This window comes from Phyllobacterium sp. UNC302MFCol5.2 (assembly GCF_000686005.1).
In the GTDB taxonomy this organism is placed as follows: domain Bacteria; phylum Pseudomonadota; class Alphaproteobacteria; order Rhizobiales; family Rhizobiaceae; genus Phyllobacterium; species Phyllobacterium pellucidum.
Genome location: NZ_JMLL01000015.1, coordinates 1 through 26,414, shown reverse-complemented (window position 1 = coordinate 26,414; position 26,414 = coordinate 1). Strand labels below are relative to the sequence as shown.

Annotated in this window: 24 protein-coding genes; 19 read left to right on the top strand and 5 right to left on the bottom strand. The window is 58.9% G+C overall.

Features of this window, described 5'->3' with window-relative positions; translation table 11 throughout:
* Window positions 1-7 precede the first annotated feature (7 nt).
* Window positions 8-838, bottom strand: coding sequence for an IclR family transcriptional regulator (locus BR48_RS0119475; protein WP_027232844.1), 831 nt, complete (start codon window positions 836-838; stop codon window positions 8-10).
* A 168-nt stretch (window positions 839-1,006) separates the two neighbouring features.
* Between BR48_RS0119475 and gcl the strand changes: the two genes are divergently transcribed.
* Genes gcl through BR48_RS0119460 form a run of 3 tightly spaced genes read left to right on the top strand, consistent with a single transcriptional unit; the run spans window position 1,007 to window position 4,527 of the window.
* Window positions 1,007-2,791, top strand: coding sequence for a glyoxylate carboligase (gene gcl, locus BR48_RS0119470; RefSeq protein ID WP_027232843.1), 1,785 nt, complete (start codon window positions 1,007-1,009; stop codon window positions 2,789-2,791).
* 31 nt (window positions 2,792-2,822) lie between these two features.
* On the top strand, window positions 2,823-3,638 hold the full coding sequence (gene hyi / locus BR48_RS0119465; protein ID WP_027232842.1) for a hydroxypyruvate isomerase: 816 nt from the start codon (window positions 2,823-2,825) through the stop codon (window positions 3,636-3,638).
* Between the two features lie 4 nt (window positions 3,639-3,642).
* Window positions 3,643-4,527, top strand: a complete 885-nt coding sequence (locus tag BR48_RS0119460) for a 2-hydroxy-3-oxopropionate reductase (protein ID WP_027232841.1) — start codon at window positions 3,643-3,645, stop codon at window positions 4,525-4,527.
* Between the two features lie 57 nt (window positions 4,528-4,584).
* Here the strand turns inward: BR48_RS0119460 and BR48_RS0119455 are convergent, their stop codons facing one another.
* The gene (locus tag BR48_RS0119455) at window positions 4,585-5,475 is read right to left on the bottom strand and encodes an MBL fold metallo-hydrolase (RefSeq protein WP_155810934.1); all 891 of its coding nucleotides are present in this window, start codon (window positions 5,473-5,475) and stop codon (window positions 4,585-4,587) included.
* 191 nt (window positions 5,476-5,666) lie between these two features.
* Between BR48_RS0119455 and BR48_RS0119450 the strand changes: the two genes are divergently transcribed.
* The 7 genes from BR48_RS0119450 (at window position 5,667) to ugpC (ending at window position 12,586) form a co-directional block, all read left to right on the top strand.
* Complete coding sequence (locus BR48_RS0119450; RefSeq protein WP_027232839.1) at window positions 5,667-6,587, top strand: PfkB family carbohydrate kinase; 921 nt, start codon at window positions 5,667-5,669, stop codon at window positions 6,585-6,587.
* A 160-nt stretch (window positions 6,588-6,747) separates the two neighbouring features.
* Window positions 6,748-7,638: a dihydrodipicolinate synthase family protein gene (locus BR48_RS0119445; RefSeq protein ID WP_027232838.1), complete on the top strand. Its 891-nt coding sequence runs from the start codon at window positions 6,748-6,750 to the stop codon at window positions 7,636-7,638.
* A 39-nt stretch (window positions 7,639-7,677) separates the two neighbouring features.
* On the top strand, window positions 7,678-8,337 hold the full coding sequence (locus tag BR48_RS0119440; protein WP_027232837.1) for a GntR family transcriptional regulator: 660 nt from the start codon (window positions 7,678-7,680) through the stop codon (window positions 8,335-8,337).
* Between the two features lie 57 nt (window positions 8,338-8,394).
* Window positions 8,395-9,723 carry a sugar ABC transporter substrate-binding protein gene (locus BR48_RS0119435; protein WP_027232836.1) on the top strand — a complete coding sequence of 443 codons (1,329 nt, stop codon included), beginning with the start codon at window positions 8,395-8,397 and terminating at the stop codon, window positions 9,721-9,723.
* Window positions 9,724-9,755: 32 nt separating this feature from the next.
* Complete coding sequence (locus tag BR48_RS0119430; RefSeq protein ID WP_027232835.1) at window positions 9,756-10,661, top strand: sugar ABC transporter permease; 906 nt, start codon at window positions 9,756-9,758, stop codon at window positions 10,659-10,661.
* A gap of 11 nt (window positions 10,662-10,672) precedes the next feature.
* A complete protein-coding gene (locus tag BR48_RS0119425) occupies window positions 10,673-11,497 on the top strand; it encodes a carbohydrate ABC transporter permease (RefSeq protein ID WP_027232834.1) in 825 nt (274 codons plus the stop codon).
* An 18-nt stretch (window positions 11,498-11,515) separates the two neighbouring features.
* Window positions 11,516-12,586: a sn-glycerol-3-phosphate ABC transporter ATP-binding protein UgpC gene (ugpC, locus tag BR48_RS0119420; protein ID WP_027232833.1), complete on the top strand. Its 1,071-nt coding sequence runs from the start codon at window positions 11,516-11,518 to the stop codon at window positions 12,584-12,586.
* Window positions 12,587-12,601: 15 nt separating this feature from the next.
* On the opposite strand, the gene BR48_RS0119415 is transcribed toward ugpC, so the two are convergent.
* Entirely contained in the window at window positions 12,602-13,351 is a 750-nt protein-coding gene (locus BR48_RS0119415) for a ferredoxin reductase (RefSeq protein WP_027232832.1), read from the bottom strand.
* Between the two features lie 10 nt (window positions 13,352-13,361).
* Complete coding sequence (locus BR48_RS0119410) at window positions 13,362-13,967, bottom strand: sulfite oxidase-like oxidoreductase (RefSeq protein WP_027232831.1); 606 nt, start codon at window positions 13,965-13,967, stop codon at window positions 13,362-13,364.
* 342 nt (window positions 13,968-14,309) lie between these two features.
* On the opposite strand from BR48_RS0119410, the gene BR48_RS25040 reads away from it, so the two are divergent.
* Window positions 14,310-15,062 (top strand): FadR/GntR family transcriptional regulator, encoded by a 753-nt coding sequence (locus BR48_RS25040; protein ID WP_036815018.1) that lies wholly within the window; start codon window positions 14,310-14,312, stop codon window positions 15,060-15,062.
* Window positions 15,063-15,089: 27 nt separating this feature from the next.
* Here the strand turns inward: BR48_RS25040 and araD1 are convergent, their stop codons facing one another.
* Window positions 15,090-16,082, bottom strand: a complete 993-nt coding sequence (gene araD1, locus BR48_RS0119400) for an AraD1 family protein (protein ID WP_027232830.1) — start codon at window positions 16,080-16,082, stop codon at window positions 15,090-15,092.
* Between the two features lie 305 nt (window positions 16,083-16,387).
* On the opposite strand from araD1, the gene chvE reads away from it, so the two are divergent.
* From chvE to BR48_RS0119360, 8 genes are all read left to right on the top strand, one after another.
* A complete protein-coding gene (chvE, locus tag BR48_RS0119395; RefSeq protein WP_027232829.1) occupies window positions 16,388-17,449 on the top strand; it encodes a multiple monosaccharide ABC transporter substrate-binding protein in 1,062 nt (353 codons plus the stop codon).
* Between the two features lie 157 nt (window positions 17,450-17,606).
* Entirely contained in the window at window positions 17,607-19,139 is a 1,533-nt protein-coding gene (mmsA, locus tag BR48_RS0119390; RefSeq protein ID WP_027232828.1) for a multiple monosaccharide ABC transporter ATP-binding protein, read from the top strand.
* Complete coding sequence (gene mmsB / locus BR48_RS0119385) at window positions 19,136-20,335, top strand: multiple monosaccharide ABC transporter permease (RefSeq protein WP_027232827.1); 1,200 nt, start codon at window positions 19,136-19,138, stop codon at window positions 20,333-20,335. Before mmsA ends, mmsB begins: the two co-directional genes overlap by 4 nt.
* Window positions 20,336-20,469: 134 nt before the next feature.
* Window positions 20,470-22,113 (top strand): N,N-dimethylformamidase beta subunit family domain-containing protein, encoded by a 1,644-nt coding sequence (locus BR48_RS0119380; RefSeq protein WP_027232826.1) that lies wholly within the window; start codon window positions 20,470-20,472, stop codon window positions 22,111-22,113.
* A 13-nt stretch (window positions 22,114-22,126) separates the two neighbouring features.
* Window positions 22,127-23,506, top strand: a complete 1,380-nt coding sequence (locus tag BR48_RS0119375) for an aspartate aminotransferase family protein (RefSeq protein ID WP_228016824.1) — start codon at window positions 22,127-22,129, stop codon at window positions 23,504-23,506.
* 7 nt (window positions 23,507-23,513) lie between these two features.
* The gene (locus BR48_RS0119370) at window positions 23,514-24,446 is read left to right on the top strand and encodes a 3-keto-5-aminohexanoate cleavage protein (protein WP_027232824.1); all 933 of its coding nucleotides are present in this window, start codon (window positions 23,514-23,516) and stop codon (window positions 24,444-24,446) included.
* A complete protein-coding gene (locus BR48_RS0119365; protein WP_036815012.1) occupies window positions 24,446-24,949 on the top strand; it encodes a GNAT family N-acetyltransferase in 504 nt (167 codons plus the stop codon). Before BR48_RS0119370 ends, BR48_RS0119365 begins: the two co-directional genes overlap by 1 nt.
* Window positions 24,946-25,971, top strand: coding sequence for a histone deacetylase family protein (locus BR48_RS0119360; RefSeq protein WP_027232822.1), 1,026 nt, complete (start codon window positions 24,946-24,948; stop codon window positions 25,969-25,971). Before BR48_RS0119365 ends, BR48_RS0119360 begins: the two co-directional genes overlap by 4 nt.
* Window positions 25,972-26,414 lie beyond the last annotated feature (443 nt).

Sequence of the window (26,414 nt, the reverse complement as noted above, 5' to 3'; positions counted from 1 at the left end):
ACGGGTCCTATAGTTCGTCCGGTCGGCGTCCGCCCATCGCCTTCGTCAATTCATCCGCTGTACGGCGTATGACGGGCCCGAGCAGGTTGAGCTTCTCTTTGGGCAGGCGGACGGCGGGACCCGATACCGAAATCCCGGCAATGGCTTCGCCATGTTCATTGAAAAGTGGCGCAGCGATGCAGCGCATCCCGAGCGTGTGTTCCTCGTCGTCGATCGACCAGCCGCGCGTCCGGATGTGCTGGATATCTTTCAAGAGTGCCGGCAGCGTATCGAGCGTATGTGCTGTGAAGTGCGCGAGCGCCTTGCCTGTGAGCGCCTGGGCAATATCGGTATCTGACCAGGTCGAAAGAATTGCCTTGCCTATTCCCGACGCATGAATTGGCCCGCGCCGTCCGGGACGGAAGAAAGCCCGCATCGGCGCATGGCTTTCGATCTGCGAAATGAAGACGACGTCACCTTCATCCTCGATGCCGACATTGGCTGTTTCGCCGCATTCGTCCATCAGGCGCTTGAGAAAGGGGCGGCTGATGGAACCGAGCTTGCGGTAACGCAGAAAGGCGTTGCCGATCTCGAAGGCGCCAACGCCGATCGTCCAGTCACCTGATTCCGGGTCATGGGTGAGCATGCCGTGATTGGCCAGCGAGGTCAGCAGCCGGTGGACAGTCGATGGCGCCATGCCGGTATGGTCCGCGAGATCCATGAGTGTCGAGCCGTCCGCATCCGCGATGAGCTTGAGCAAATGCAAGCTTCGATCCAAGACCTGGACGGAAGATGGAGCCGCGTTCTCATTCGCCTTGCGCCCCCGTTTCCCCTTCAATGACGTGCCCTGCAAAGCCATGATCGCTGTGTGTCCCGTTCGTGTGCCCTCATGTGGCATAGCTGCGCGCAGCTTATTTTACCAGTTTTATTGAAAATCTTTATTTCCATATGATGGAAGTCATTTCCATATTTATGTTGTGAAGTGCCAGATATGGATTATGCTCTCATTGAATTTGGAGGAATGACAATGACAAAAATGCGTGCCGTCGATGCAGCAGTCCGTATTCTGGAAAAGGAGGGGATCGATTGCGCCTTTGGCGTACCGGGAGCTGCAATCAATCCGTTCTATTCCGCGCTGAAGGCGCGGGGTACTGTCCGCCACATCCTTGCGCGCCACGTCGAAGGCGCGTCGCACATGGCCGAGGGTTACACCCGAGCGGAACATGGCAATATCGGTGTGTGCATCGGCACGTCAGGTCCAGCCGGAACCGACATGATCACCGGCCTCTATTCCGCTTCGGCCGATTCGATCCCGATTCTGTGCATTACCGGGCAGGCGCCGCGGGCCCGCCTCGACAAAGAAGACTTCCAGGCCGTCGATATTGCTTCGATCGCCAAGCCCGTTACGAAGTGGGCGGTGACGGTCATGGAGCCAGGCCTCGTTCCTTACGTTTTCCAGAAGGCCTTCCATATCATGCGATCGGGTCGTCCAGGTCCGGTGCTGATCGATCTGCCGATCGACGTGCAACTGGCAGAGATCGAGTTCGATCCCGACACCTACGAACCGCTCGAAGCCTATAAGCCGGCAGCAACGCGGGCGCAGGTCGAAAAGGCATTGACGATGCTCAACCAGGCCGATCGGCCGCTGATCGTTGCCGGCGGCGGCATCATCAACGCCGACGCTTCCGACCTTCTGGTGGAGTTCGCCGAGATTGCCGGTGTTCCGGTCATCCCGACGCTGATGGGCTGGGGCACGATCCCGGACGATCATCCACTGATGGCGGGCATGTGCGGCCTGCAGACCTCGCATCGTTACGGCAATGCGACCATGCTCGCCTCCGACTTCGTGCTCGGCATCGGCAATCGCTGGGCGAACCGGCATACCGGCAACGTCTCGACCTATACGGAGGGGCGCAAGTTCGTCCATGTCGATATCGAGCCGACCCAGATCGGCCGCGTTTTCTCGCCGGATTTCGGCATCGTTTCCGATGCAGGCAAGGCGCTGAAGCTGTTTCTCGACGTTGCGACCGAATGGAAAGCGGCAGGAAAGTTGCGTGACTGGTCGGCCTGGGCAGAGGAATGCCGTGGGCGCAAGCGCACCATGCTGCGCAAGACCCATTTCGACCAGACGCCGCTGAAGCCGCAGCGTGTCTACGAGGAAATGAACAAGGTGTTCGGCCGCGAGACCTGCTACGTGACGACCATCGGTCTCAGCCAGATCGCCGGCGCCCAGTTCCTGCACGTCTACAAGCCTCGCAACTGGATCAATTGCGGCCAGGCGGGCCCCCTCGGCTGGACCCTGCCGGCAGCACTCGGTGTGCGTGCGGCCGATCCCGATCGTCCGATCGTTGCGCTCTCCGGCGATTATGATTTCCAGTTCATGATCGAAGAGCTCGCGGTCGGCGCACAGCACAAGCTGCCCTACCTGCACGTCGTCGTGAACAATTCCTATCTCGGCCTGATCCGTCAGGCGCAGCGCGGCTTCGACATGGATTTCGAAGTGAGCCTTGCCTTCGACAATATCAATGCGTCAGGCGATGCCGAGAAGGGTTACGGCGTCGATCATGTCGCGGTCGCCGAAGGTCTCGGCTGCAAGGCGATCCGGGTCCGCAGCCCCAATCAGTTCGCCGAGGCTTTCCAGGAGGCGCAGGCACTGATGGACGAGCACCGGGTTCCTGTAGTGATCGAGTTCATCCTCGAACGCGTGACCAATGTCGCAATGGGTCCCGATATCAACGCCGTCGTCGAGTTCGAGGACCTCGCCGAACGCAATGAGGACGTGCCGACTGCGGTTGCGGCCTATCTCGACTAAACCTGCAATTTCATTTCTTCAGGAGGCATGAATGCCTAGATTTGCCGCCAATCTGACGATGCTTTTCAACGAAGTGCCGTTTCTCGAACGTTTCGCGCTGGCAAGCGAAGCCGGCTTTGAAGCCGTCGAATACCTCTTCCCCTACGACTATAATGTCGAGGAGCTGAAACAGGTCCTGGCCGACAACAATCTTGTCCAGGTTCTGCATAACCTTCCGGCCGGAAACTGGGCAGCGGGGGAGCGCGGCATTGCCGTTCTCCCGGATCGCATCGACGAGTTCCGGAGGGGCGTTGCGACGGCAATCGACTATGCGACGGCGTTAGGCTGCAAGCAGATCAACTGCCTTGCCGGCATCGCTCCGAATGGCCTTTCCGAAGATGCGCTGCGCACCACTTTCGTGCACAATCTTCGCCTGGCCGCTCAGGAACTCGCGAAATACGATATTCGGCTGCTGATCGAACCGATCAACACCTACGACATTCCGGGGTTCTACCTCAACACGGTCGAACAGGCGGCCGCAATCATCGAAGAAGTCGGAAGCGACAACCTCTTTATCCAGTATGACCTCTATCACCAGCAGCGGACGCACGGCGAACTCGTCGCAACATATGAGCGCTACAAGCAACTGATCGCTCACGTGCAGCTGGCCGACAATCCCGGTCGTCACGAGCCGGGTACCGGAGAGATCAATTATCCTTTCGTGTTCAAGGCACTCGACGCCGGCGGCTATGACGGCTGGATCGGCTGCGAATACAAACCAAAAACGGAAACGCAACGCGGGCTTGGCTGGCTGAACGAAACATCAGCTGCTTACAAGCAAGCGGATATCATCAGGATGAGGAGCTGAGTAAATGGCTGACATAGGTTTCATTGGATTGGGTATCATGGGCACGCCGATGGCGCGCCACCTGCAGGACGCGGGGCATGTGCTCTACACGTCGAAATTCTTCATCGCCCCGAAGCAGGAACTCATCGACAATGGTCTCAAGATCGTCGAGAGCCCCAAGGCGCTTGCCGAACAGACTGACATTATCATCCTGATGCTCCCGGACACGCCGGAAGTGAAGGACGTTCTTTTTGGTGAGAACGGCGTCGTCCTCGGGTTGAAGCCGGGCAAGCTCGTCATCGACATGAGTTCGATCTCGCCGATCGAAACCAAGGAGTTTGCCAAAAAGGTGCGCGAGACGGGCAGCGAATACATCGATGCCCCGGTGTCGGGCGGCGAGGTCGGTGCCAAGGGCGCAACGCTCAGCATCATGGCCGGCGGCTCGCAGGAGGCTTTCGACCGCGCGCTGCCGCTCTTCAAGCTGATGGGCAAGAACATTACGCTGGTCGGGGATTGCGGCGATGGGCAGGTGACCAAGGTTGCCAACCAGATCATCGTTGCCCTGACCATCGAGGCGGTTTCGGAAGCGCTGGTCCTTGCCTCCAAGGCGGGGGCAGACCCGGCCCGGGTGCGCGAGGCACTGATGGGCGGTTTTGCCTCGTCGCGTATCCTCGAAGTGCATGGCGATCGCATGATCAAGCGCACCTTCGATCCGGGTTTCCGTATCTCGCTGCATCAGAAGGACCTCAATCTCGCCCTGCAGAGCGCGAAAACCCTGGGCGTTTCCCTGCCCAACACGGCGTCGACGCAGGAACTCTTCAACAGTTGCGCGGCCAATGGCGACAGTGGCCTCGACCATTCGGGTCTCGTTCGAGCGCTCGAGCGCATTGCGAATCACGAGGTCGCCTGAGACCTGCATCTTGGGGAGGAGCGAGGCTCGCTATCCTTGCGGTAGCGGGCCTCTTCGCTAATCCCACTTTGCGCCGTCGAGGGCATCTAGCGGTATCTTCAGATAGCGCTTTCCGTTCGATTCCGGCGCCGGCAGTCGGCCGCCATTGATGTTGACCTGCAGCGCCGCAAGGATCAGTCGCGGCATAGGTAAGGTCTTGTCCCGCGCCCTGCGCATCGCGACGAAATCAGCGGCGTCTCGGCATTTGGCTATATGCGTATTGCTCGCCTTCTGTGCGGCGACCGTACTTTCCCAAAGCGGTTCGCGTCCCCCTGGTTGATAGTCGTGGCCAACGAAAATACGCGTCTCGTCCGGCAATGCGAGAATCGCCTGGATCGATTGCCACAATTGTTCAGCGCTGCCGCCTGGAAAATCCGTGCGGGCGGTGCCGCTGTCCGGCATGAACATCGTGTCGTGGATAAAGGCTGCATCGCCGATGACATAGGTGATTGAAGCCAGCGTGTGACCCGGCGAGAACATTACGCGTCCCTCTAGCGCCCCGATGTTGAAGCCTTCGCCCGCCGCAAACAGCTTGTCCCATTGCGAGCCGTCGGCGCGAAAGTCCGGCCAGTTGTAAAGCTTCATCCATAGCTCCTGGACCTCGACGACGTGGTCGCCGATTGCCGTTGGCGCGCCGGTTTTCGATCGGAGATATTGAGCGGCGGAAAAATGATCGGCATGGGGATGGGTGTCGAGGATCCAATCGACCTTCAGGCTGTTGCGGTCGATATATTCCAGGAGTTGATCGGCATTGAACGATGCGGTGGAACCTGATTTTTCGTCGAAATCCAGCACCGGGTCGATGATGGCGCAATGCTTCATCGACGGATCGCTGACCACATACTGGACTGAACTGGTTCGCTTGTCGAAAAGCGCGTAGACGACCGGTTTCAAGGCGGCCTCTTTCATTATGGCGATTCCCCCGTGAAAGTGGGACCAAGTGTCTCCGGTTTCGACGCGGAAAGTCAATTACCTCCAAGGGTTGTAGATCGCGAGCGACCCTGTTGCCAAGCACACCTTATAAACGCTAACTGATGCCTGCCCGCGGGCGTCTCCCGGCGCAACATCGCTGCCAAACTTCATCTGTAAGGTTCCATTCCATGCCCAATGAAGCCACTCCGAAAATTCTCTGTGTGGGCGCGCTCACCATGGACACGATCTTCCGGCTGGACCGGCTGCCGCCCGGGCCCGGAAAGTATATTCCCCTGGAGGCGGTCGAAATTGCTGCCGGCATGGCATCGAGTGCAGCGGCCAGCATCGCGCGGCTAGGCGGCAGCGTCTCGTTGTTCGCCTCGACGGGCGATGACGAGATCGGGCGGCGCGCCGTCGCCGAACTCACCGCCGAGGGCGTCGATTGCTCGCACGTGCGCAGCGTTGCCGATGCCCGTTCGGCGTTCTCTTCGATATTCGTCGACGCGGCGGGCGAGCGGGTGATCGTTCCCTATTACGATGCAGGATTGCTCTCCGCCCCGAGTGAAATCCCGCCGGTTATCGACGGCACCTTCGACGTGGTGATGACGGATGTTCGCTGGCCGCTTGCGGCGGCAAAGGTCCTGAAGGCAGCACGCGAGGCTGAGGTCCATGGTATTCTCGACGCCGACACCGCTTCACTCGAAACGCTGGAAATGCTGCTGCCGCTGGCCTCGCACATCGTGGCTTCCGAGCCGGCCGCCGAACGGGTGACTGGCGAAAGCGATCCCGAAAAGGCGACCGTTGCGCTGGCCGCCCTTTATGGCCGCGATGGCGCGTTTGTGTCGGTGACTGCGGGTAACAAAGGTTCGTTCTGGTACGATGAACTTGAAGGGGAGGTGCGTCATATGCCCGCCTTCGAGGTGGATGTCGTCGATACGCTTGCTGCCGGTGACGTGTTCCACGGCACCTTTGCCTGGGCACTGTCGCGCAATTACCCAATCTATCAGATCATGCGCTTTGCCAGTGCCGCGGCTGCAATCAAGTGTTCCCGCTTCGGTGGCAGAAGCGGTGCGCCGACGAAAGCCGAACTCGACGCCTTCCTGACCTAGACGGGCACATTGGGGACGGGGGCGGACAAATCTACGCAAAAGAAGGAAGCGCCAGCCTAATCAGCGCCAATTTCGCTGACTAAAAAGTCAGGACAGACACGTTGACTTTCAACTAACATGTTAGTATGTCTCTAGTGAGCAATGAGATTGGGAGAAGCAGGTGTCTCGGGCTGAACGATTTGGACTTTCCGCAGCATTGACCATGCCTTTTGACGCCGACATGCGAATCGACGTGCCGAAGGCACTCGCGCATGCGCAGGATTGTCTCGGCCGTGGCTGCCGCAGTGTTACCCTATTCGGCACGACGGGAGAGGGCTCCTCGATCGGTTATGATGAGCGCGGTAATGTCATTCGTGCATTTATCGAAGGTGGGCTTGAGCCGTCGCAGATCATTGTCGGCGTGATGGCCAATTCGTATGTCGATGCTGCTGCGCAGTCTCGGCTCGCTCTTGATGCCGGGTGCCGCGGCGTACTGCTCGCTCCGCCGTCCTACTTCAAGAATGTCAGTGACGATGGGCTTTTTGACTGGTTCTCGGCCGTGTTCGAGGAAATAGGTGCGGGCCTACGCGGGATTATCATCTACAATATCCCATCGGTCACTGCTGTCGAGATTTCGGTCGCGTTGGTCTCCCGTTTGCGCGAAGCGTTTCCCGGTGCGATCGCGGGTGTCAAGGATTCCTCGGGCAACTGGACCTATACCCAGGCACTTCTTGCCAAGCACAAGGATCTCGCCATCCTGATCGGTGACGAACGCACCCTGGCCGCAGCGGTTCGGCTCGGCGCGCAAGGGTCGATTTCAGGCATGGCCAATCTCTATCCTGACCGCCTGCTGCCGCTCATCGAAGAGGGCCGCGACGATCCGGCTGTTATCGAGGCTGTCGAAGAGATTTTGAAGTTCCCGGTCGTGCCTGCCGTGAAGGCCATTCTGGCGCATCATAATCAGGACGATGCTTGGCGCCGGACGCGAGCGCCACTGCAGGGCCTTTCGGATACGGACGCCAAGCGGGTCACCGGCATTTTCGACCGCTTGTTTATTGCTGCCGCTGCGTAATAAGGGAGTAACTGAGGGCTCGGGGGACGGAGATCGCGCATGGATGATGGCAACGAACCGGTGAGACTGCGAGAAAAAGCCTATGCAAGTTTCACGGAGCATCTCCTTGCCCGCGATATCAGTCCAGGGCAGTTCGTCTCACAACGCCAACTCGTGGCGATGACGGGCATGCCGCTCGGCGCGATTCGGGAACTGGTGCCGCGGCTTGAGGCCGAAGGTCTCGTCCGGACCATACCGCAGCGCGGCATACAGATCGCGCATATCGATATCAACCTGATCCGGGAGGCTTTTCAGTTCCGCCTGTTCATGGAGAAGGAGGCTATTGCCGTCTTTTGCGTTTCCGCGTCCGAAGATCTTCTGGCGAAGCTGCGCAAGGAGCATGAGGATACGCTTGAAGAGGCCCTGCAGAACAGGGAAACGCCGGAGCTCGAACTGCGCGCTCAGGCTATAGACTGGGACCTGCATGAAACGATAATCGATTCGCTCGATAACGGGATCATTTCGCGGGCCTATCGGATCAATGCGATCAAGATGCGGCTCATCAACCAGGAGCGGTTCCGCATCACCGGCCGGGTCATTCCGGTCATGCGCGAACATCTCGCGGTGCTGACTGCGATCGAGAGCCGCGATCCGCCGACAGCAATGGAAGCGATAGCCGTGCACATCAACAATGCGAGGAATCTTGCATTGAAGGTTTGAAAGCCCGACACCGGCAATGGGAGTTGCCCCGTCGAAAAACGACACGAGGAGGAGACAATGAGCATGAAATTCCTGAACCCGACACGCCGGCAGTTTCTGGCAGGTTCGGCAGCGCTCGGCGCTGCAAGCATGACCGGCCTGAAGCCCGCATTCGCCAATGTCGACTGGAAGAAATTCGCCGGCACGACACTCGAGGTGAACCTGATCAAGAGCCCGCGCGGCGATATCCTGCAGAAATACCAGAAGGAATTCGAGGAATTGACCGGCATCAAGGTCAATTCCGAACAGACGCCGGAACAGCAGCAGCGCCAGAAGGCGGTGATCGAGCTGACCTCCGGCAAGCCGAGCTTTGACGTCATCCACATCAGCTATCACGTGCAGAAGCGCCAGTTTGAAAAGGGTGGATGGCTGGCTGACCTTACTCCGTTCCTCAGGGATCCGAGCCTTACCGAACCGAGCCTTACCGAGAGCGATTTCGCCGAAGCTGGCCTCGCCTTCGCAAAGGATCAGAATGGCCGTTTCGGCGGGCTCCCATTTTCCGTCGACTACTGGATTCTCTATTGGAACAAGGACCTCTTTGCCGCGAAGGGCGTCGAGTATCCGAAGACGTTCGACGAACTGGTTGCAGCTGCCGAAAAGCTCACCGATGCGGCAAGCGGAACCTATGGTTTCGTCGCGCGCGGCATGAAGAACGCCAACACCCCCGTCTGGGCGAGCCTGATGCTCGGCTATGGCAAGAGCACAGTGGAAAACGGAACCCTGCAGACCGATACGCCCGAAGCGATCGAAGCGGCCACCTTGTACCAGCGGCTGATGACCAAATCGGCACCTCCCGGCGTCACCGGTTTCAATTGGGCCGAGTGCCAGTCAAGCTTCCTCCAGGGCAAGGTTGCCATGTGGCTCGATGGTATCGGTTTTGCACCGCCGCTCGAAAACCCGCAGAAATCGCGTGTCGTCGGCAAGGTCGGCTACGGCGTCATGCCCAAGGGACCGAATGCCCAGGCTGCGCCGACATTCGGCGACGGCATCGGCGTGACGGAAGGCTCGTCAAACAAGGAAGCCGCCTACCTCTATTGCCAATGGGCAATCTCGAAGGAGATGGGTGCACGCTTGCTGCAGACGGGTTCCGGCGTCCCATTCCGCAACTCCATCCTCAACGACCCAGAAGTGCGCAAGAACGTAACCATGCCGCAGGATTGGGTCACGGCGCTTTCGGAATCGGCCAAGGTCAGCAAGCTCTGTCTGCCCGTCATCATCCCCGTCACCGAATTCCGCGATGTGATGGGTGTCGGACTCACCAATCTTCTCGGCGGCGCCGATCCCGCAACTGAATTGAAGCGCGCCACGGAGGAGTTCCGTCCCGTCCTCGCGCGCAGCGAAAGCTAGGCGAAGTCGTCATGACAACAGCTGCCCCGACAATGACCCGTCTTGCGCAAGATGCCAAAGCGAAGAAAGGCAAGAGCAGGCTCAAGCCGAGCTATTGGCCCTTTGTCGTGCCGGCATTGGTCATCGTCGGGGCGGTCATCATTTTCCCCTGGGCGTTCACCCTGTGGATGAGCGCCAATGAGTGGCATCTCGGCGGTGACCAGCGCTTTGTTGGCTTTGCCAACTTCGCCCGCATCGCCGGTGACCAGCGCTTCTGGGAGTCCATGGTTCACACGGTGGTCTACACCGTCTTGTCGGTCGTAGCCCCTCTGGTTCTAGGAACGATTGCCGCCTTGGTCTTTGACAGCAAACTGCCGATGCGCGGCCTTTTGCGCGGTATCTTCGTCATGCCGATGATGGCAACGCCCGTTGCAATCGCACTGGTGTGGACCATGATGTTCCACCCGCAGCTCGGCGTCCTCAATTATCTTCTGTCGCTCGTCGGCATCGGACCGCAGGAATGGATCTTCAACCAGAACACGGTGATACCGTCGCTGGTTCTTGTCGAAACCTGGCAGTGGACGCCGCTCGTCATGCTCATCGTTCTCGGCGGTCTCGCAGCCATGCCGCGCGACCCCTTCGAGAGCGCTGAAATCGACGGCGCCAATGGCTGGCAGAAGTTTCGCTATATCACGCTGCCGATGATCCTCCCGTTCATGATGGTGGCCGTGATTATCCGCTCGATCGATGCGCTCAAAAGCTTCGACATCATCTTTGCCATGACGCAGGGCGGTCCGGGAACCGCGTCGGAAACGATCAATATCTATCTCTACAATGTGGCCTTTGCCTATTACGACATTGGCTACGGTTCGGCCCTCGCCGTCGTGTTTTTCATCGTCATCATCACAATGTCGCTGGCTCTGCTTTATCTGCGCCAGCGGACAAAGTGGAATAGCTGAGGAGACCGTTGATGGCCCGCCGCCGCCTGCTGAAGTCCCTCGGAACCGCCCTTGTCGTGTTCGTCATCGTCTCGCCCGCAATCTTCTTCTTTCTGTGGATGCTGTCGCTTTCGCTGAAATATGAAATCGACAACGGCGCCTATCCTCCGATCTTCATTCCGGAGAATTTTGCCTGGTCGAACTACACGGAGATATTTGCGACAAACGATTTCCTGCACTATTTCTGGAACAGTCTGCTCGTGACAGGTACGGCGACGTTGCTTGCGCTGCTTGTCGGCGTGCCGGCCGGCTATGGCATCGCCCGACTGCGCGCCAACAAGGCAGCCATCGTCGTCATGATCGCGCGCATGACGCCGGGACTTTCCTATCTCATTCCGCTGTTTCTCCTGTTCCAGACCCTCGGGCTGCTCGGAACGCTGTGGCCGCAGATCATCATCCATCTCGTGGTGACTGTTCCGATCGTGATCTGGATCATGATCGGCTATTTCGAGACGACGCCGATGGAACTCGAAGAGGCGGCAATGATCGACGGCGCGACGTCCTGGCAGGTATTTCGTATGGTGGCCCTGCCGATTGCCAAGCCCGGCATCGTCGTGTCGCTCATCCTCGCGGTTATCTTCTCCTGGAACAACTTCGTCTTTGGCATTGTGCTTGCCAGCCGCGAGACGCGGACTTTGCCCGTCGCTGTCTACAATATGCTTTCATTTGAGCAGGTAAGTTGGGGACCGCTTGCGGCCGCCGCCTTCATCGTGACCTTGCCGGTTCTGCTGCTCACCGTTTTTGCGCAACGCCAGATCATCGCCGGGCTTACCGCCGGCGCGGTCAAGGGCGGCTGATTATCCAAGGAGGGTCGCATGGCCTCGGTCTCCATCAAAGACGTCACCAAGACGTACGGCAATGTTAATGTCATGCATGGCGTTTCCGTCGATATCGATGACGGCGAATTTGTCATTCTCGTCGGGCCGTCCGGCTGCGGGAAGTCGACGCTGCTGCGCATGATTGCCGGCCTGGAGGAGATCACCGGCGGCGAAATCGCCATCGGCGATCGCGTGGTCAACGACCTGCCTGCCAAGGAACGTGACATTGCCATGGTGTTCCAGAACTACGCGCTCTATCCGCACATGACGGTGGCCGACAATATGGGCTTTGCGCTCATGCTCAAGAATGCGCCTAAGCAGGAAAAGGCGAGCCGCGTCGGGCGCGCCGCTGAAATTCTCGGGCTCGAGAAACTGCTCGACCGGTTTCCGCGCCAGCTTTCGGGCGGCCAGCGCCAGCGTGTGGCCATGGGCCGGGCCATCGTGCGCGATCCGCAAGTTTTTCTATTCGACGAACCGCTGTCAAATCTCGATGCCAAGCTTCGCGTGCAGATGCGCAGCGAGATAAAGAGCCTGCACCAGCGCCTCGGCACGACCATTGTTTATGTGACGCACGACCAGATCGAAGCCATGACCATGGCCGACAAGATCGTGGTTATGAAGGACGGGTTGGTCGAACAGATCGGCACGCCGCTCGACCTCTACGACTATCCGGCGAACCTGTTCGTTGCCGGCTTTATTGGTTCCCCGGCGATGAATTTTATCAGGGGCAAGGTCGAAGGCGACGCTTTCGTAACGAGTGATGGTGTGCGACTGCCGCTGCCGAAGGGCACGGACAGAGCGTCTTCCAATGAGGCTATCTACGGCATTCGCCCGGAACACATAAAGGTCGCATCCGAGGGCGTCGCGGTAAAGGTAGACGTCGTGGAGCCCACCGGATCGGAAATCATGGTGGTGGGCAGAATCGGTGAACAGGAGATCAACTGCCTCTTCCGCGAACGACTCTCGATCCGGCCCGGCGATATGATTACGGTCTCGATTGACCCGGCACATGCGCATTTGTTTGACGCGAGCAACGGAATGCGCATCGGCAGGCCCGTTGCCCATTAGGCACAGGTTGTCTCGCTAGACGCCGTAACGCTCCACACGGATGGAGCCGGCGGGTGTACCGGCCGCGACCAGCGCGTCGGCAGCGGTGGTGACGAATGCATTGGAGCCGCAGACAAATGTTTGCTTGGGCGAAGCCGGAAGGCGGGCCAAGGTCTCCGTGACGATGGATGTATCGATTCGACGGGTATAGTGGTTTGCGCGCGCCACCGGCTCGCGCGTCAAGGCAAGCGCCAAGTCGAAATTGTTTTCTGACTCGGCAAGGGCAAGCAGTTCATCACGGAAAATCAGTTCATCCCAGCTTCGCGCCGAATAGAGAAGAAGCGCCGGGATAGTCGAAGTCCGCGCCTTTCGATGGCGCAGCATGGAGACGAGGGGCACGACGCCGGAGCCCCCACCGACCAGCAATATCGGCCCGCCATCAGCGACGGTCCAGATGAAGTGTCCGCCGATCGGCCCGCGCAATTCGATCTCGTCGCCGATCTGCGCCACGTCATGAAAAAAGGTCGATACCTCGCCATCATCGAGCCGCTCGATGGCAAGCTCGATCGTTGCGCCGCTATCGGGAGTAGAGGCGATGGAATAGCTTCGCTGCGTTTGATAGCCGTCCGGCGCGCTCAGCCGGACATCGACGTGTTGGCCGGCCGTGTAGACAAATGGTACGGACGGAGCGAAGAAAAAGCTGCTGACGCGGGCTGTCTGGCGCACGACCCCGGTTATGGTCGCCGTTTGCCATTCAACCCGCGCGTTCGCCGACTGGTCCTGCACGGTTCAGGCCCTAATCGCCGGTGTAACGCTGTTCGCGCCACGGATCACCATAGATGTGATAGCCGCGCAATTCCCAGAAGCCGGGTTCGTCGCGCGCCGTAAACTGCAGGCCGTTGATCCATTTTGCCGACTTCCAGAAATAAAGGTGCGGCACGAGCAGCCGCGCTGGTCCGCCATGATCAGCGGTCAGCGGCTTGCCGCCGTAGGACGTTGCGATCATCGCCCTGCCACCGGTAAGATCCTTGACCGGCACGTTTGTCGTATAGCCGTCGTAGCCATGCGCAAGAAGAAAGTCGGTGGGCGGTTCGAGATTGGCTTCGGCGAGAATATCGTCGATCAGCACGCCTTGCCAATGCGTATCGAGCTTCGACCAGGCGGTCACGCAATGAATGTCGCGGGTAAGCTTCGTTTGCGGCAGCGCGTTGAACTCGTCCCAGTTCCAGGAGATGACCGGCTTCGGTCCAACTTTGAGGGTGAACTTCCAATCTTCTGTGCGAACCCGCGGCGTTGGACCGGCAGAAAGAACCGGAAAATCTTCTGTCAGCGATTGCCCCGGCGGGACGCGATCCTTGATTTCAGGGGATTGCCCCCGGCCCGTAAAGCCGCGTGTCGTCATGTCTACTGTCTCCTTCGATTTATAAGAACACAGCTTCCAGCCGCGGCCAAGTGCGCGGCATCAACCGTGCCGTGCATCCAGGCGCAAGTTGTTCGGAAAAGCGATCAAATAATGCAAGTGGTGACGTGCAAGTCCCTCGGTTTGCGATAATAGGGACGTCGAACGACCGATCAAAATGACTGATTCGGGTGTGCATAAAGCTTTGTAGATTGTTATTGATATTATTATATTATAAATAGAGGCAAGAGGTTGGGAGGACAGCTGGGAGGCATTGCCGCTTACGCGCTAAGCAGCGGCAAATGTTGGCTGATTTTGCCCACGAAGCACATAGCAGGCAAAAAGTTGGCAGACAACGATCTCCTCAACTATGACTTCCGCACGGCGGGCCAATCACGTACCCATCATGGCCACGTCATGCGTGATCTCGGCCTGAAGATCATCAGCGGCGCTTACCCGGAAAACACGATTCTGCCCGGCGATGCCGAACTCCTGGATCGGTTCGGTGTCTCGCGTACTGTTCTTCGTGAGGCGCTGAAAACGCTTGCTGCCAAGGGCCTCATTCAGCCGAAAGCCAAGATCGGCACGCGGGTGCGCGAGCGTTCGCACTGGAACCTGTTCGATCCCGACATCCTCGTCTGGCATTTCGAGGCAGGGGCAAGCGCCCATTTCCTTTCGAGCATCGTCGAGATGCGGCTGGCTCTGGAGCCGGAAGCGGCGGGCCTTGCTGCCTTGCGCCGCACCGAGGATCAGCTTGAAACGCTCTACCACTGGGTTGGCAGGATGGGCAGCGCGAGCGAATCCGCGGCCGATTTCGTCTACAGCGATCTGCAGTTTCACATCGCCATTGCCGAGGCCTCGGGAAACCCCTTCATGCGATCCATCAGTGCGCTGATTGAAGTCGCGCTTGTTACTACATTTACCATCAGTTCGCCGATCCCGAACTCCGAAAGTCACGTGCGTTCCGTCGCAAGGCACGCGGCAATCGCCGACGCCATCAAGGCCGGCGATGCGGAGGCGGCGAAAGAGGCTATGCGTGTGGTGATACGCGAAGGCGCCGAGCGCGTCGTCGCCGCGGGGCAGGGGACCGCCGGGTAGAGTCGGCGATCCGCTATTGCGCAGAGTCTATAGAGCCTTCACTTTCACCTTGGACGGCTTTTCAACCTTGAGCGGGTTGCGAAGCGGCAAACCGAACGCCGGCGCTTCGATTTCGAAGATGTCGCCATTTTCTGCCTTCACACCGTCGGCAAAAGAGAGCGTTGCCGTCCCGAACATATGCACATGAACATCGCCGGGCTGGCGGAAGACGCCGTATTTGAAATGATGGTGCTCGAGATTGTCGATCGTGTGGGACATGTTGTCCTCACCCGACAGGAACGGCTTCTCCCAGATGGTCTTGTTCTTGCGCAGTATGCGCGACGTTCCGCGGATATCAGCAGGCAGGTCGCCGACGATCAGCTCTGGACCAACAGAACAGGGCCGGAGTTTGGAATGAGCCAGATAAAGGTAGTTGACGCGCTCCATGACGTGATCGGAGAATTCGTTCGCGAGCGCAAATCCAATGCGAAACGGCGAGCCGTCAGGGCCGATGACGTAGATACCAGCGATCTCTGGTTCCTCGCCCGCATCGTCAGCGAAGGCGGGCGACAGGAGTGGCTCGCCCGGTGCCGTCAGCATCGATCCGTTGCCCTTGTAGAACCATTCCGGCTGCACGCCGGTCTGGCCCTTCTTGGGCTTGCCGTTGTCGAGACCCATGCGGAACATCTTCATCGAATCGGTCAGCGTCTCTTCCTTGGCGTCGCCGATTTTGCGGTGCATTGCGTCGCGGGTCGCCGCGGAACCAAGATGCGTAAGGCCGGTACCTGTGAGGTGGATATGCGCCGAATCATGGGTATCGATCGGGGCAAGGAGGCGGTCCTCCCGATAGGCCGCTTCGACGTCTACCTTCTTGCCCAGGCCGCGGCTTTCGACAATTTCTGCGATATTGGTCTTGGCCTCGATGGCAGCATGAGCGAGTTCGAGCACAGACTTTGTGCGCTTTACGTGCCGGAACTCATCGCCAACACGTGCGGCAACCTGCCGCTTTCCATTGGCATTGATCAATTGAACCAAATTCAAGGCTTTCCTCCCGCATATTTGGGTATATGAATTATAGGTCCCACACATAAGCGGCCGAACCTTCTTCCAAAAATAATATAATAGTATTATATTGATGTAAACGGCTTGGCCGGCTAATGCCGCCGAGCGTCGCCAGGGGGTCGCGACATTTTTTCGACACACGTAAAGGCCTATTTCAAAAGTAATACTTTTGCGATAAGTGTTGTGCGACCCCGCTCTGGGAGGAACTGGTTCGGTGCACAAAATCCAACGGCTGAGGCTCGGATTGCCGCATCGAATTTGATGGAAAACTGGGAGGAACAGACGTGAAAATCCTGAAACTATTTGCTGCAAGCCTGCTCGCATTGAGCGTGTTAGGCGCGCAAAGCTTTGCTGAGGACAAGGGCACTGTCGGCATTGCGATGCCAACGAAATCCTCGGCCCGCTGGATCGCCGATGGCGACAACATGGTCAAGACGCTGAAAGAGCGCGGCTACAATACCGATCTGCAGTATGCGGAAGACGATATTCCAAACCAGCTCGCCCAGATCGAGAACATGGTCACCAAGGGTGTCAAGGTTCTGGTCATCGCAGCGATCGACGGTACGACCCTATCGAATGTCCTTCAGCAGGCACATGATGCCGGCATCAAGGTCATCGCCTACGACCGATTGATCCGTGACAGCCCGAATGTCGACTATTATACCACGTTCGACAACTTCCAGGTTGGCGTGCTCCAGGCCTCGTCACTGGTGAAGGCACTTGGACTGCCGGACGCAGCCGGCCCGTTCAACATCGAACTCTTTGGCGGTTCGCCTGACGATAACAACGCCTTCTTCTTCTACAATGGCGCAATGTCCGTCCTGCAGCCGCTGATCGACAGCGGCAAGCTCGTCGTACAATCTGGCCAGATGGGCATGGACAAGGTCGGTACGCTTCGTTGGGACGGCGCCGTCGCCCAGGCGCGCATGGACAACCTTCTCTCGGCCTACTACACCGACAAGAAGGTCAATGCCGTTCTGTCGCCCTATGACGGTCTGTCGATTGGTATTCTCTCGTCGCTGCGCGGCGTCGGCTACGGCACCAAGGATCAGCCGTTCCCGTTCGTTTCCGGTCAGGATGCGGAAGTACCGTCGGTCAAGTCGATCATTGCCGGCGAGCAGTATTCGACGATCTTCAAGGACACGCGTGACCTTGCCAAGGTAACGTCCAACCTGATTGACGCCGTTCTGAAGGGCGACCAGCCGGAAATCAACGACACCAAGACGTACAATAACGGCGTCAAGGTCGTTCCGGCTTACCTGCTGAAGCCAGTCGAAGTCGACAAGTCCAACTGGAAGGAAATTCTCGTTGGATCCGGCTACTACAAGGAAGACCAGGTGAAGTAATCAACCGAACTGAAGCGAACCCTGCGCCTTACCGCGCGGGGTTTGTTTTCTTGACAAGTGGCTTTGGCGGAATCCGGTGGTAATGCACCGCAAAGCCCAATAAAAATGCAAAGGGAGCGATGCCGGACCAGCGGTCGCAAGGGCATCGATGAGGACCTTGATGGATACTATCCTCGAAATGCGCAACATCACCAAGACGTTTCCTGGTGTGAAAGCGCTCAACAATGTCAATCTCAATGTGCGCAAGGGTGAGATTCACGCGCTCGTCGGCGAGAACGGCGCCGGCAAATCGACGCTGATGAAAGTGCTGAGCGGCGTTTATCCGCATGGCAGCTACGAGGGCGAAATCCACTACAAGGGTGAAGAACAGCACTTTCGCGATATCGCCGACAGCGAGCGCAAGGGCATCATCATCATCCACCAGGAACTGGCTCTGGTTCCCTTGCTGTCGATTGCGGAGAACATTTTCCTCGGTAACGAACCGGCAAAATTCGGCATCATCGACTGGCATGTCGCAGAATCGCGTACCCGCGAACTCCTTGCTAAGGTCGGGCTCAAGGAAGATCCGCTGACGCTGATCACCAATCTCGGCGTCGGCAAGCAGCAGCTTGTCGAAATCGCCAAGGCGCTTTCCAAGGAGGTCGAGCTGCTCATTCTTGATGAGCCGACAGCGAGCCTCAACGAAAAGGACAGCGACGCGCTGCTTTCCCTCCTATTGGAATTCAAGGCGCACGGCATCTCCTCGATCCTGATTTCGCACAAACTCAATGAAGTCGGTAAGGTTGCCGATCGCATCACCGTCCTGCGCGACGGCGCGACGATCGAGACACTGGACAAGAAGGACATTTCCGAGGACCGCATCGTAACCCTGATGGTCGGGCGCCAATTGGCGGATCGCTTTCCGACGCGGGACCCCAACATCGGCGAGGTGGTGTTCGAGGTGAAGGACTGGGTCGTTCACCACCACATCCATGGCGACCGAACCGTCGTCAACGGCATCAATCTCAATGTGCGCAAAGGCGAGGTCGTCGGCATTGCCGGGTTGATGGGCGCAGGGCGCACGGAGTTCGCCATGAGCGTCTTCGGCAAGGCCTACGGCCAGAAGATCAGCGGCGAGGTTTTCATCAAGGGCAAGAAGGTCGATGTCTCGACGATCGGCAAGGCGGTCGACAACGGCATTGCCTATGTCACGGAAGATCGCAAGACCTACGGGCTCAACCTGATCGACCATATCAAGCACAACACGACGATCGCCCATCTCGACGGCGTATCGAAGAATGGTGTCATCGACGACATGGCCGAACTGAAAGTGGCGAATGAATATCGCCGCAAAACGAACATCCGCTCGTCGAGCATTTATCAGAAGACGGGTAACCTTTCCGGCGGCAATCAGCAGAAGGTGGTTCTGTCGAAATGGCTCTTCGCCAATCCCGAACTTTTGATCCTTGACGAGCCCACGCGCGGTATCGATGTCGGCGCAAAATATGAGATATATTCAATCATCAACCAATTGGTAAGCGAAGGCAAAAGCGTCCTGATGATCTCGTCGGAAATGCCGGAGCTGCTTGGCGTCTGCGACCGGATCTATGTGATGAACCAGGGCAGGCTCGTCGGCGAAATGCCGGCCAGCGAAGCCAGCCAGGAAAAGATCATGCGCGCCATTATCCGTGCTGAAGGGAAAGCATCATGACTATCGAAACAGCAGCAACGCAGGGAAAGAAGGATTTCAAGACCGACGGATCGGCCGTGAAAGGCAATTTTCGCGAATACGGTCTGGTGCTCGCCCTGATCCTCATCATGATCTTCTTCCAGTTCACCACGAACGGAACGCTTTTCCGCCCGGTCAACCTGACGAATCTGGTGCTGCAGAACAGCTATATCATCATCATGGCGCTGGGCATGCTGCTCGTCATTGTGGCAGGGCACATCGACCTTTCGGTCGGCTCGGTCTCGGGATTTGTCGGCGGGCTTGCCGCCGTGATGATGGTGCAGTGGCACATCCACTACATTCCCGCGACCATCCTTTGCCTGATCATGGGCGGCGCCATCGGCGCGGCGCAGGGCTATTGGGTCGCTTATCACAAGATCCCGTCATTCATCGTGACGCTCGCCGGCATGCTTGTCTTCAAGGGCCTTGCACTCTGGCTGCTCGGCGGCCAGTCGGTGGGACCATTCCCGCAGCAATTCCAGCTTTTAAGCTCGGGTTTCATTCCCGATGTTTTTGGCGGAACGACCTTCAACATAACCTCGATGCTCATCGGCATCGTCCTCGTCGCGCTCATGATCTATTTCAGCATTCGCGGACGCGCCAAGCGCGAGAAGCATGGCTATCAGGGTGAGCCCTTTGCGCTCTTCGTCGCCAAAAACCTGATCATTGCCGGTATCATCCTTTATCTGACCTATCTGCTCTCGTCCTATAAGGGGCTTCCCAACGTCCTCATCGTCATGTCGCTTTTGATCGCGCTCTTCGTGTTCGTGACCAAGCGCACGACCATCGGGCGGCGTATCTATGCCATGGGCGGCAACGAAAAGGCGGCGAAGCTTTCCGGGATCAAGACCGAGCGCCTGACGTTCTTCACCTTCGTCAACATGGGTGTGCTTGCGGCTCTCGCCGGACTGATTTTCGCGGCGCGGTTGAACACCGCAACGCCGAAGGCCGGCCTCGGCTTCGAACTCGACGTTATCGCGGCCGTGTTTATCGGCGGCGCTTCGGCTATGGGTGGTGTTGGCCAGGTCATGGGGGCTGTGATCGGCGCCTTCATCATGGGCGTCATGAACAACGGCATGTCGATCATGGGCGTCAATATCGATTGGCAGCAGGTGATCAAGGGACTGGTTCTCCTCGCAGCCGTGGTCTTCGACGTTTACAACAAGAACAAGGCATAGTCGCTTTTCTGAAAACAAGAGTCGACCGGGCGTGCAAGGGTGCGGCCGGTCGTTGATAGCTCCGGCATTGCCCCGCCGCATTTTGACTATTCGTCACGGGGGATGCATGAATGTGAACGATCCTGGCCAGGGAGGTGGCCATCGTGCACGTAAGATCTGATTTTCCCGACTTTGGACTGACCGAATCCGAACGGCGTGAAGCCGTGCTCGGCCATTATTACGAATATCCGGGCATGGATGGCGATCGCGGCGAAATCTGGTGCTACACCGACGCATGGTCCTATGAGCCGGGCGCACGGGTGACGCTTTTCGTCAGCTCGACGGCGCCGACCTTCGCTATAGAAATCTTCCGCGATGGTGCCTCTGTCGAGGTCGTCTTCGAAGCCGAGAATATCAGTGCTTATTGGCAGGAAACGCCGGATCAATGCTCGGTCGAAGGGTGCGGCTGGGCGGCGGCATTTGATTTCAATATAGGAGCGGAGTGGCCGTCCGGTGCCTACCGGGTGCGATTGACCGCGGAGGGCCGCAAGGGCGCGCCCATCGCCTGCGACCATCTGTTTATCGTGCAGCCGGCGCCAGGGCGAAAGGCCGGCCGCATTCTCCAGGTCGCGGCCAGTGGAACATGGGCTGCCTATAACAGCTGGGGAGGCTCCAACCACTATCAGGGCATAACCGGCCCGGAACGTAATCAGTTTGCGCCGATCGTGAGCATGGAAAGACCGTTTGGGCGAGGCTTCGTGCGCCTGCCCGCGACAGCCCCGCGGGTGCCGCTCGAAATCACGCTTCCGCCTGCGACGGTGCCCCGCTATCCGCACATGGAGTGGGCCTATGCCAACGGCTATTCCAAGAAATATGCCTCGGCGGGGTGGGCCAGCTATGACAGCCACTTTTTTCGCTGGGCGGAGAGTGCAGGCTATGGCATCGATCTTGTCACCCAGCACGAACTGCATTTTTCCCCCGATCTGATCGGCTTTTATGACTGCGTCGTCTTCGTCGGCCATGACGAGTACTGGACCTGGGAGATGCGCGATGCGGTTGACGACTATGTCGATCGCGGCGGCCGTGTCGCCCGCTTTGCCGGCAACTTCATGTGGCAGACCCGCCTCGAGAACGCCGGCAAGCGTCAGGTCTGCTATAAATATCGCGCCCGCGCCGAAGACCCCTTCTATCACGCGGGCGATATTCGCCGCGTCACCAATTCATGGGAGGCGAAGGAAATCGGCCGCCCGGGCGCCGAGACCTTCGGCCTCAATGCCACGTATGGACTTTATGCCGGCTGGGGCGGCTGCGCACCGCGGGGCGCGCGCGGCTTTCCAATCTACCGGCCGGAGCATTGGGCTTTCGCGGGGACGGGCATCTATTATGGCGACGTCCTCGGTGCAGATAGCCACATTTTCGGCTACGAGGTTGATGGCCTAGACTACGTGATCCGTCGCGGGCTGCCGGAGCCGACCGGCGAAGGCAACCCGCCGGAAGGGTTGAAGATTCTTGGCCTTGGTCTCTCCTCGCTCAAGGAGGAAAGCGCAGATATCCCTGCGGACACCCAGTTCCTCGGCGACGAGGATGCGCTCTTCGTTGCCAATGTCCTTGCCGGCAATCATGGCGACGCTGCCGTAGAGCGCTACAAGCGCGGCGCTGGCATGATCGTAAACTTTCCACGCGGCAAGGGCGAGGTCTTCCACGCCGGAACCTGCGAGTGGGTTTCCGGGCTCTTGCGCCGCGATCCAATGGTCGAACGTGTCACTGCCAACGTCCTCGACCGCTACCTTCAACGATAACAACGGAATAAAGATGTCCAGCCAGCCAATGCCGAAGATCACGCCTGCACCGCGCGCCGCCTCGCACCTGTTCTACCAGAGCCGCTTGTGGCGTCCGCTCGTCGACCGGGCCGAGGGTATTTACCTGTGGGATCAGGCGGGCAACCGCTACATCGACGGTTCGAGCGGCGCCATGGTTGTGAATATCGGCCACGGCAATCGCCATGTGATCGAGACGATGAAGAAGCAACTCGACAAGGTCACGTTCGCATATCGGCTGCATTTCGAGAACGAGCCCGCCGAAGATCTCGCACGCCGCATCTCCACCTATATGCCGGCGGGCATGGACAAGGTTTTCTTCGTCTCGGGTGGTTCGGAAGCAGTCGAATCCTGCCTGAAGTTCGCCCGGCAATACGCGCTGGCGATTGGCCAAAGCCGGCGCTGGAAGGTCATATCGCGCTTCCCCTCTTATCACGGCGGCACGCTGGGTGCGCTTGCGGTTACGGGCTATGCGGCGCTCACCGATCCATTCCGGCCGATGATGAAGGAAATGCCGAGCATTCCGGCGCCCACCGCCTATCTCGACCGCGATAATTTCTCGATGGAGGAACGGGGCCTGCGCTACGCCGACAAGCTCGAAGAAGCCATTCTCGCAGAAGGGCCGGAAGAAGTCCTTGCGTTTATCATGGAGCCGATCGGCGGCGCATCAACCGGCGCGCTCGTCGCACCGGACAGCTATTACAGCCGGGTTCGCGAGATTTGCGACCGCTACGGCGTGCTTTTGATCCATGACGAAGTCATGAGCGGCGTTGGCCGCACCGGCAAGTTCCTCGGCGGCGACCACTGGAATTGCCGGCCGGACCTCATCGCCCTTTCGAAGGGTTTCGGCTCCGGATATAGCCCGCTCGGCGCCATGGTAGCACCCTCGCGCATGGTCCAGCCGGTGCTTGACCATGGCGGCTTCCAGCACGGCTATACCTATGCCGGAAATCCGCTGGCCTGCGCTGCCGGCGGCGCGGTTCTTGACGAGATCGAGCGGCATGATCTCGTCGGCAATGCCGCGGCCATGGGCGAACTTCTCAAGGCCGAGCTCGTTGCGCTGGCCGCCCGCTATCCGTTCATCGGCGATGTGCGCGGCAAGGGCTTGCTTCTCGCTGCGGAATTCGTCTCCGACAAATCGACGATGCGGCCATTGCCGAAGGAGAAGAACGCCTTCCAGCGCGTCGTCGATATCGCATATGACAAGGGCCTCATCATCTATTCGCGGCGTACGCGCGGCGGAGTCGAGGGCGATCATTTCCTGGTATGTCCGCCGATGATCATTACCCGCGACGAGATCGTGGAAATCGCAAATATGCTTGACGATACGCTGCGCCAGCTCGCAAGCGAACTCGATCTTCCCGTCAACGGTTGAGGGCGATATGGCGAGGAAAAAAGTCATCATCACATGCGCGGTCACCGGTTCAGTTCATACGCCGACCATGAGCCCGTACCTTCCCGTCACGCCGGACGAGATCGCGACGCAGGCCATCGATGCGGCGGAGGCGGGCGCTTCGATCCTGCATCTGCATGCGCGCGATCCGCAAAGCGGCCGGCCCTCAGCCGATCCGGCCGTGTTTATGCAATTCCTGCCGCGCATCAAGCAGGCCTGCGATGCCGTCATCAATATCTCGACCGGCGGCAGCTCGGTGATGACGCTCGACGACCGCCTCGCTGCGGCGCTTCGCGCCGAACCGGAAATGTGTTCGCTCAATATGGGCTCGATGAATTTCGGGCTTTTTCCTGCCCTTGACCGCTACACAGCGTGGCAGCACGAATGGGAGCCGCAACTCCTCGAAGCGACGCGCAGCACCATCTTCAAGAACACGTTCGCCGACATGGAGGATATTTTGAAGCGGCTCGGCGAGGGCTGTGGCACGCGCTTCGAGTTCGAATGCTACGATGTCGGCCATCTCTATACGCTTGCCCATTTCCGTGATCGCGGGCTTGTCGCTGGGCCGCTTTTCATCCAGTTCGTGTTCGGGGTTCTCGGCGGCATCGGGGCTGATCCTGAAAATCTTACTCATATGAAGCGTATTGCCGACAAGCTCTTCGGCGACAGCTACGATTTCTCGGTGCTGGCAGCGGGTCGACACCAGATGCCGATGATTTCGATGGCCGCCGCGATGGGCGGCAATGTGCGGGTCGGCCTCGAGGACAGCCTCATGCTCGGGCGCGGCGAACTTGCTCGGTCCAACGCGGATCAGGTGCGGCGCATCCGGACGGTTCTCGATGCCCTGTCGCTCGATGTGGCGACGCCTGCCGAGGCGCGCAGCATGCTCGCCTTGAAGGGCGGCGACCGGGTGGCCTTCTGATGGCGCCGGTGTCCATTCGCCTCGCCGAGGCGAGCGACGTGCAGCTCTTGCATCATGCGATTGTTGCGATGGCACGGGGCATGGGGTCTGAAGCGCGGGTGACGAGTTCGCCGGAGGATCTTGCGCGCTACGGTTTCGGCGACAAGCCTGCTTTCGAAACGCTCATCGCCGAGATCGGCGGCGCCTTTGCCGGCATGTGCCTGTACTTTCGAAGTTTCTCAACCTGGCGCGGCAGGCCCGGCATCTATGTCCAGGACATTTACGTCGAGCCGGCCTTTCGCGGCAGCAGGGTCGGGGAGCGGCTGCTCAAGGCGGCTGCCGCCCGCGCCCGCGAAAACGGTGCCGCTTACTTGCGGCTTTCCGTTGATACGGCCAATCTCGGCGCCCAGAATTTCTATGGCCGCCTTGGCATTGAGTGGTCGCAAGCCGAACATATCCACGCCATATATGGCGACGCCTTTGTCGCATTGGCGGAACATGAGATCGACGAGGAGAGGCGATGAAAACGTTCTACGCGGAAGAGCAGCGGCGTCACGACCCGAAGGGCTTCCTTTCGAGCGGCGCGCCGCAGCCCAATCCGGAAAAACCCGAACGTATCGATCGCCTGCTTGCCGGCGCGCGAGCCGCAGGTTGCAGCATTCATCACCCGTCCGATCATGGCCTCGCCCCGATCGCAGCGGTGCATTCGCCGGAATATCTCGAGTTCCTGCAAAACATCCATCGGCGTTGGCAGATGATTCCGGGCGCCTCGCAGGAAGTCATTCCGAATATTCACCCGATCAATCGCTTCGGCAGCTATCCGGCCTCGGCCGTCGGTCAGGCCGGCTACCATATGGCCGATACGTCCTGCCCGATTTCCGCGGAAACCTTCGGGAGTGCGTGCTGGAGCGCCTGGAGCGCGGTGGAGGCAGCCGCAACGGTCATGTCGGGTGAACCAGCCGCCTATGCCCTCTGCCGGCCACCCGGTCATCACGCCTTCGCCGACGTTGCCGGCGGGTTCTGCTTCATCAACAATTCTGCGGTCGCCGCGCAAACGCTGCGCAAGCATGCTGATCGCGTGGCTATTCTTGACGTGGATCTGCATCATGGCAACGGTACGCAAGGGATTTTCTATGGCCGAGCCGACGTCCTGACCGTGTCGATTCATGCCGATCCGGTGCGCTTCTATCCATTCTTCTGGGGCTATGCCGACGAGCGCGGCGAGGGGGCAGGGCTCGGCTATAATTACAACCTGCCGCTCGCACGCAAATCCGGCGACGATATATTTCTGGAAGCTCTCGACTCCGCATGCCGGCGCATCGAGGCCTTTGCACCGCAGGCGCTCGTCGTCGCCCTTGGCCTTGATGCCTTCGAGGGCGATCCTTTCGGCGGGCTCTCGGTATCCACCGCGGGATTCGCAAGAATTGCCGAACGCATTGCGGCCTTGCGCCTGCCGTCCGTCATCGTTCAGGAGGGCGGCTACCTCTGCGATGAGCTTTCCGACAATCTCACCTCGTTCCTGACGGGCTTTGGCTCGATGCGCTGAGGCGGCCGGACATTTGGTGAAGAATGCGTTGTCGGCAGGCATGAAATTGCGCTTATCCACAGTGTTGGTTGGTGGTTGGAAAAAGTTTGGAGAAATTGAAAAAGGCGTGTTGACAGTTTTGTTGGGTGGGGTCTATATACCGGCACAACGAGGGCGGGGCGCCGCTGGCGGTTGCTGAATGCGCCCTAAGGTTTGCAGGATGGTTGGTTGCGAGACTGACGTGTTGATGCAAGCGGTCCTTGGCAAGGTTTAAGGGATTGTTGCGGAAGTGACATTCCTTCGGGTTTGGCCGGAGGGTTGAATTCGTGCCGGTTGAAGCCGGTTTATTGACGGTGGTTTATGCCATGGTCGGTTCTTTGACAATTTCATATGGAAGAAAGAGAAACGTGGGCGGCAGGGTCCTGCGGAACTTCGAAAGAAGTTCAACAGATACTTTGGCGGAC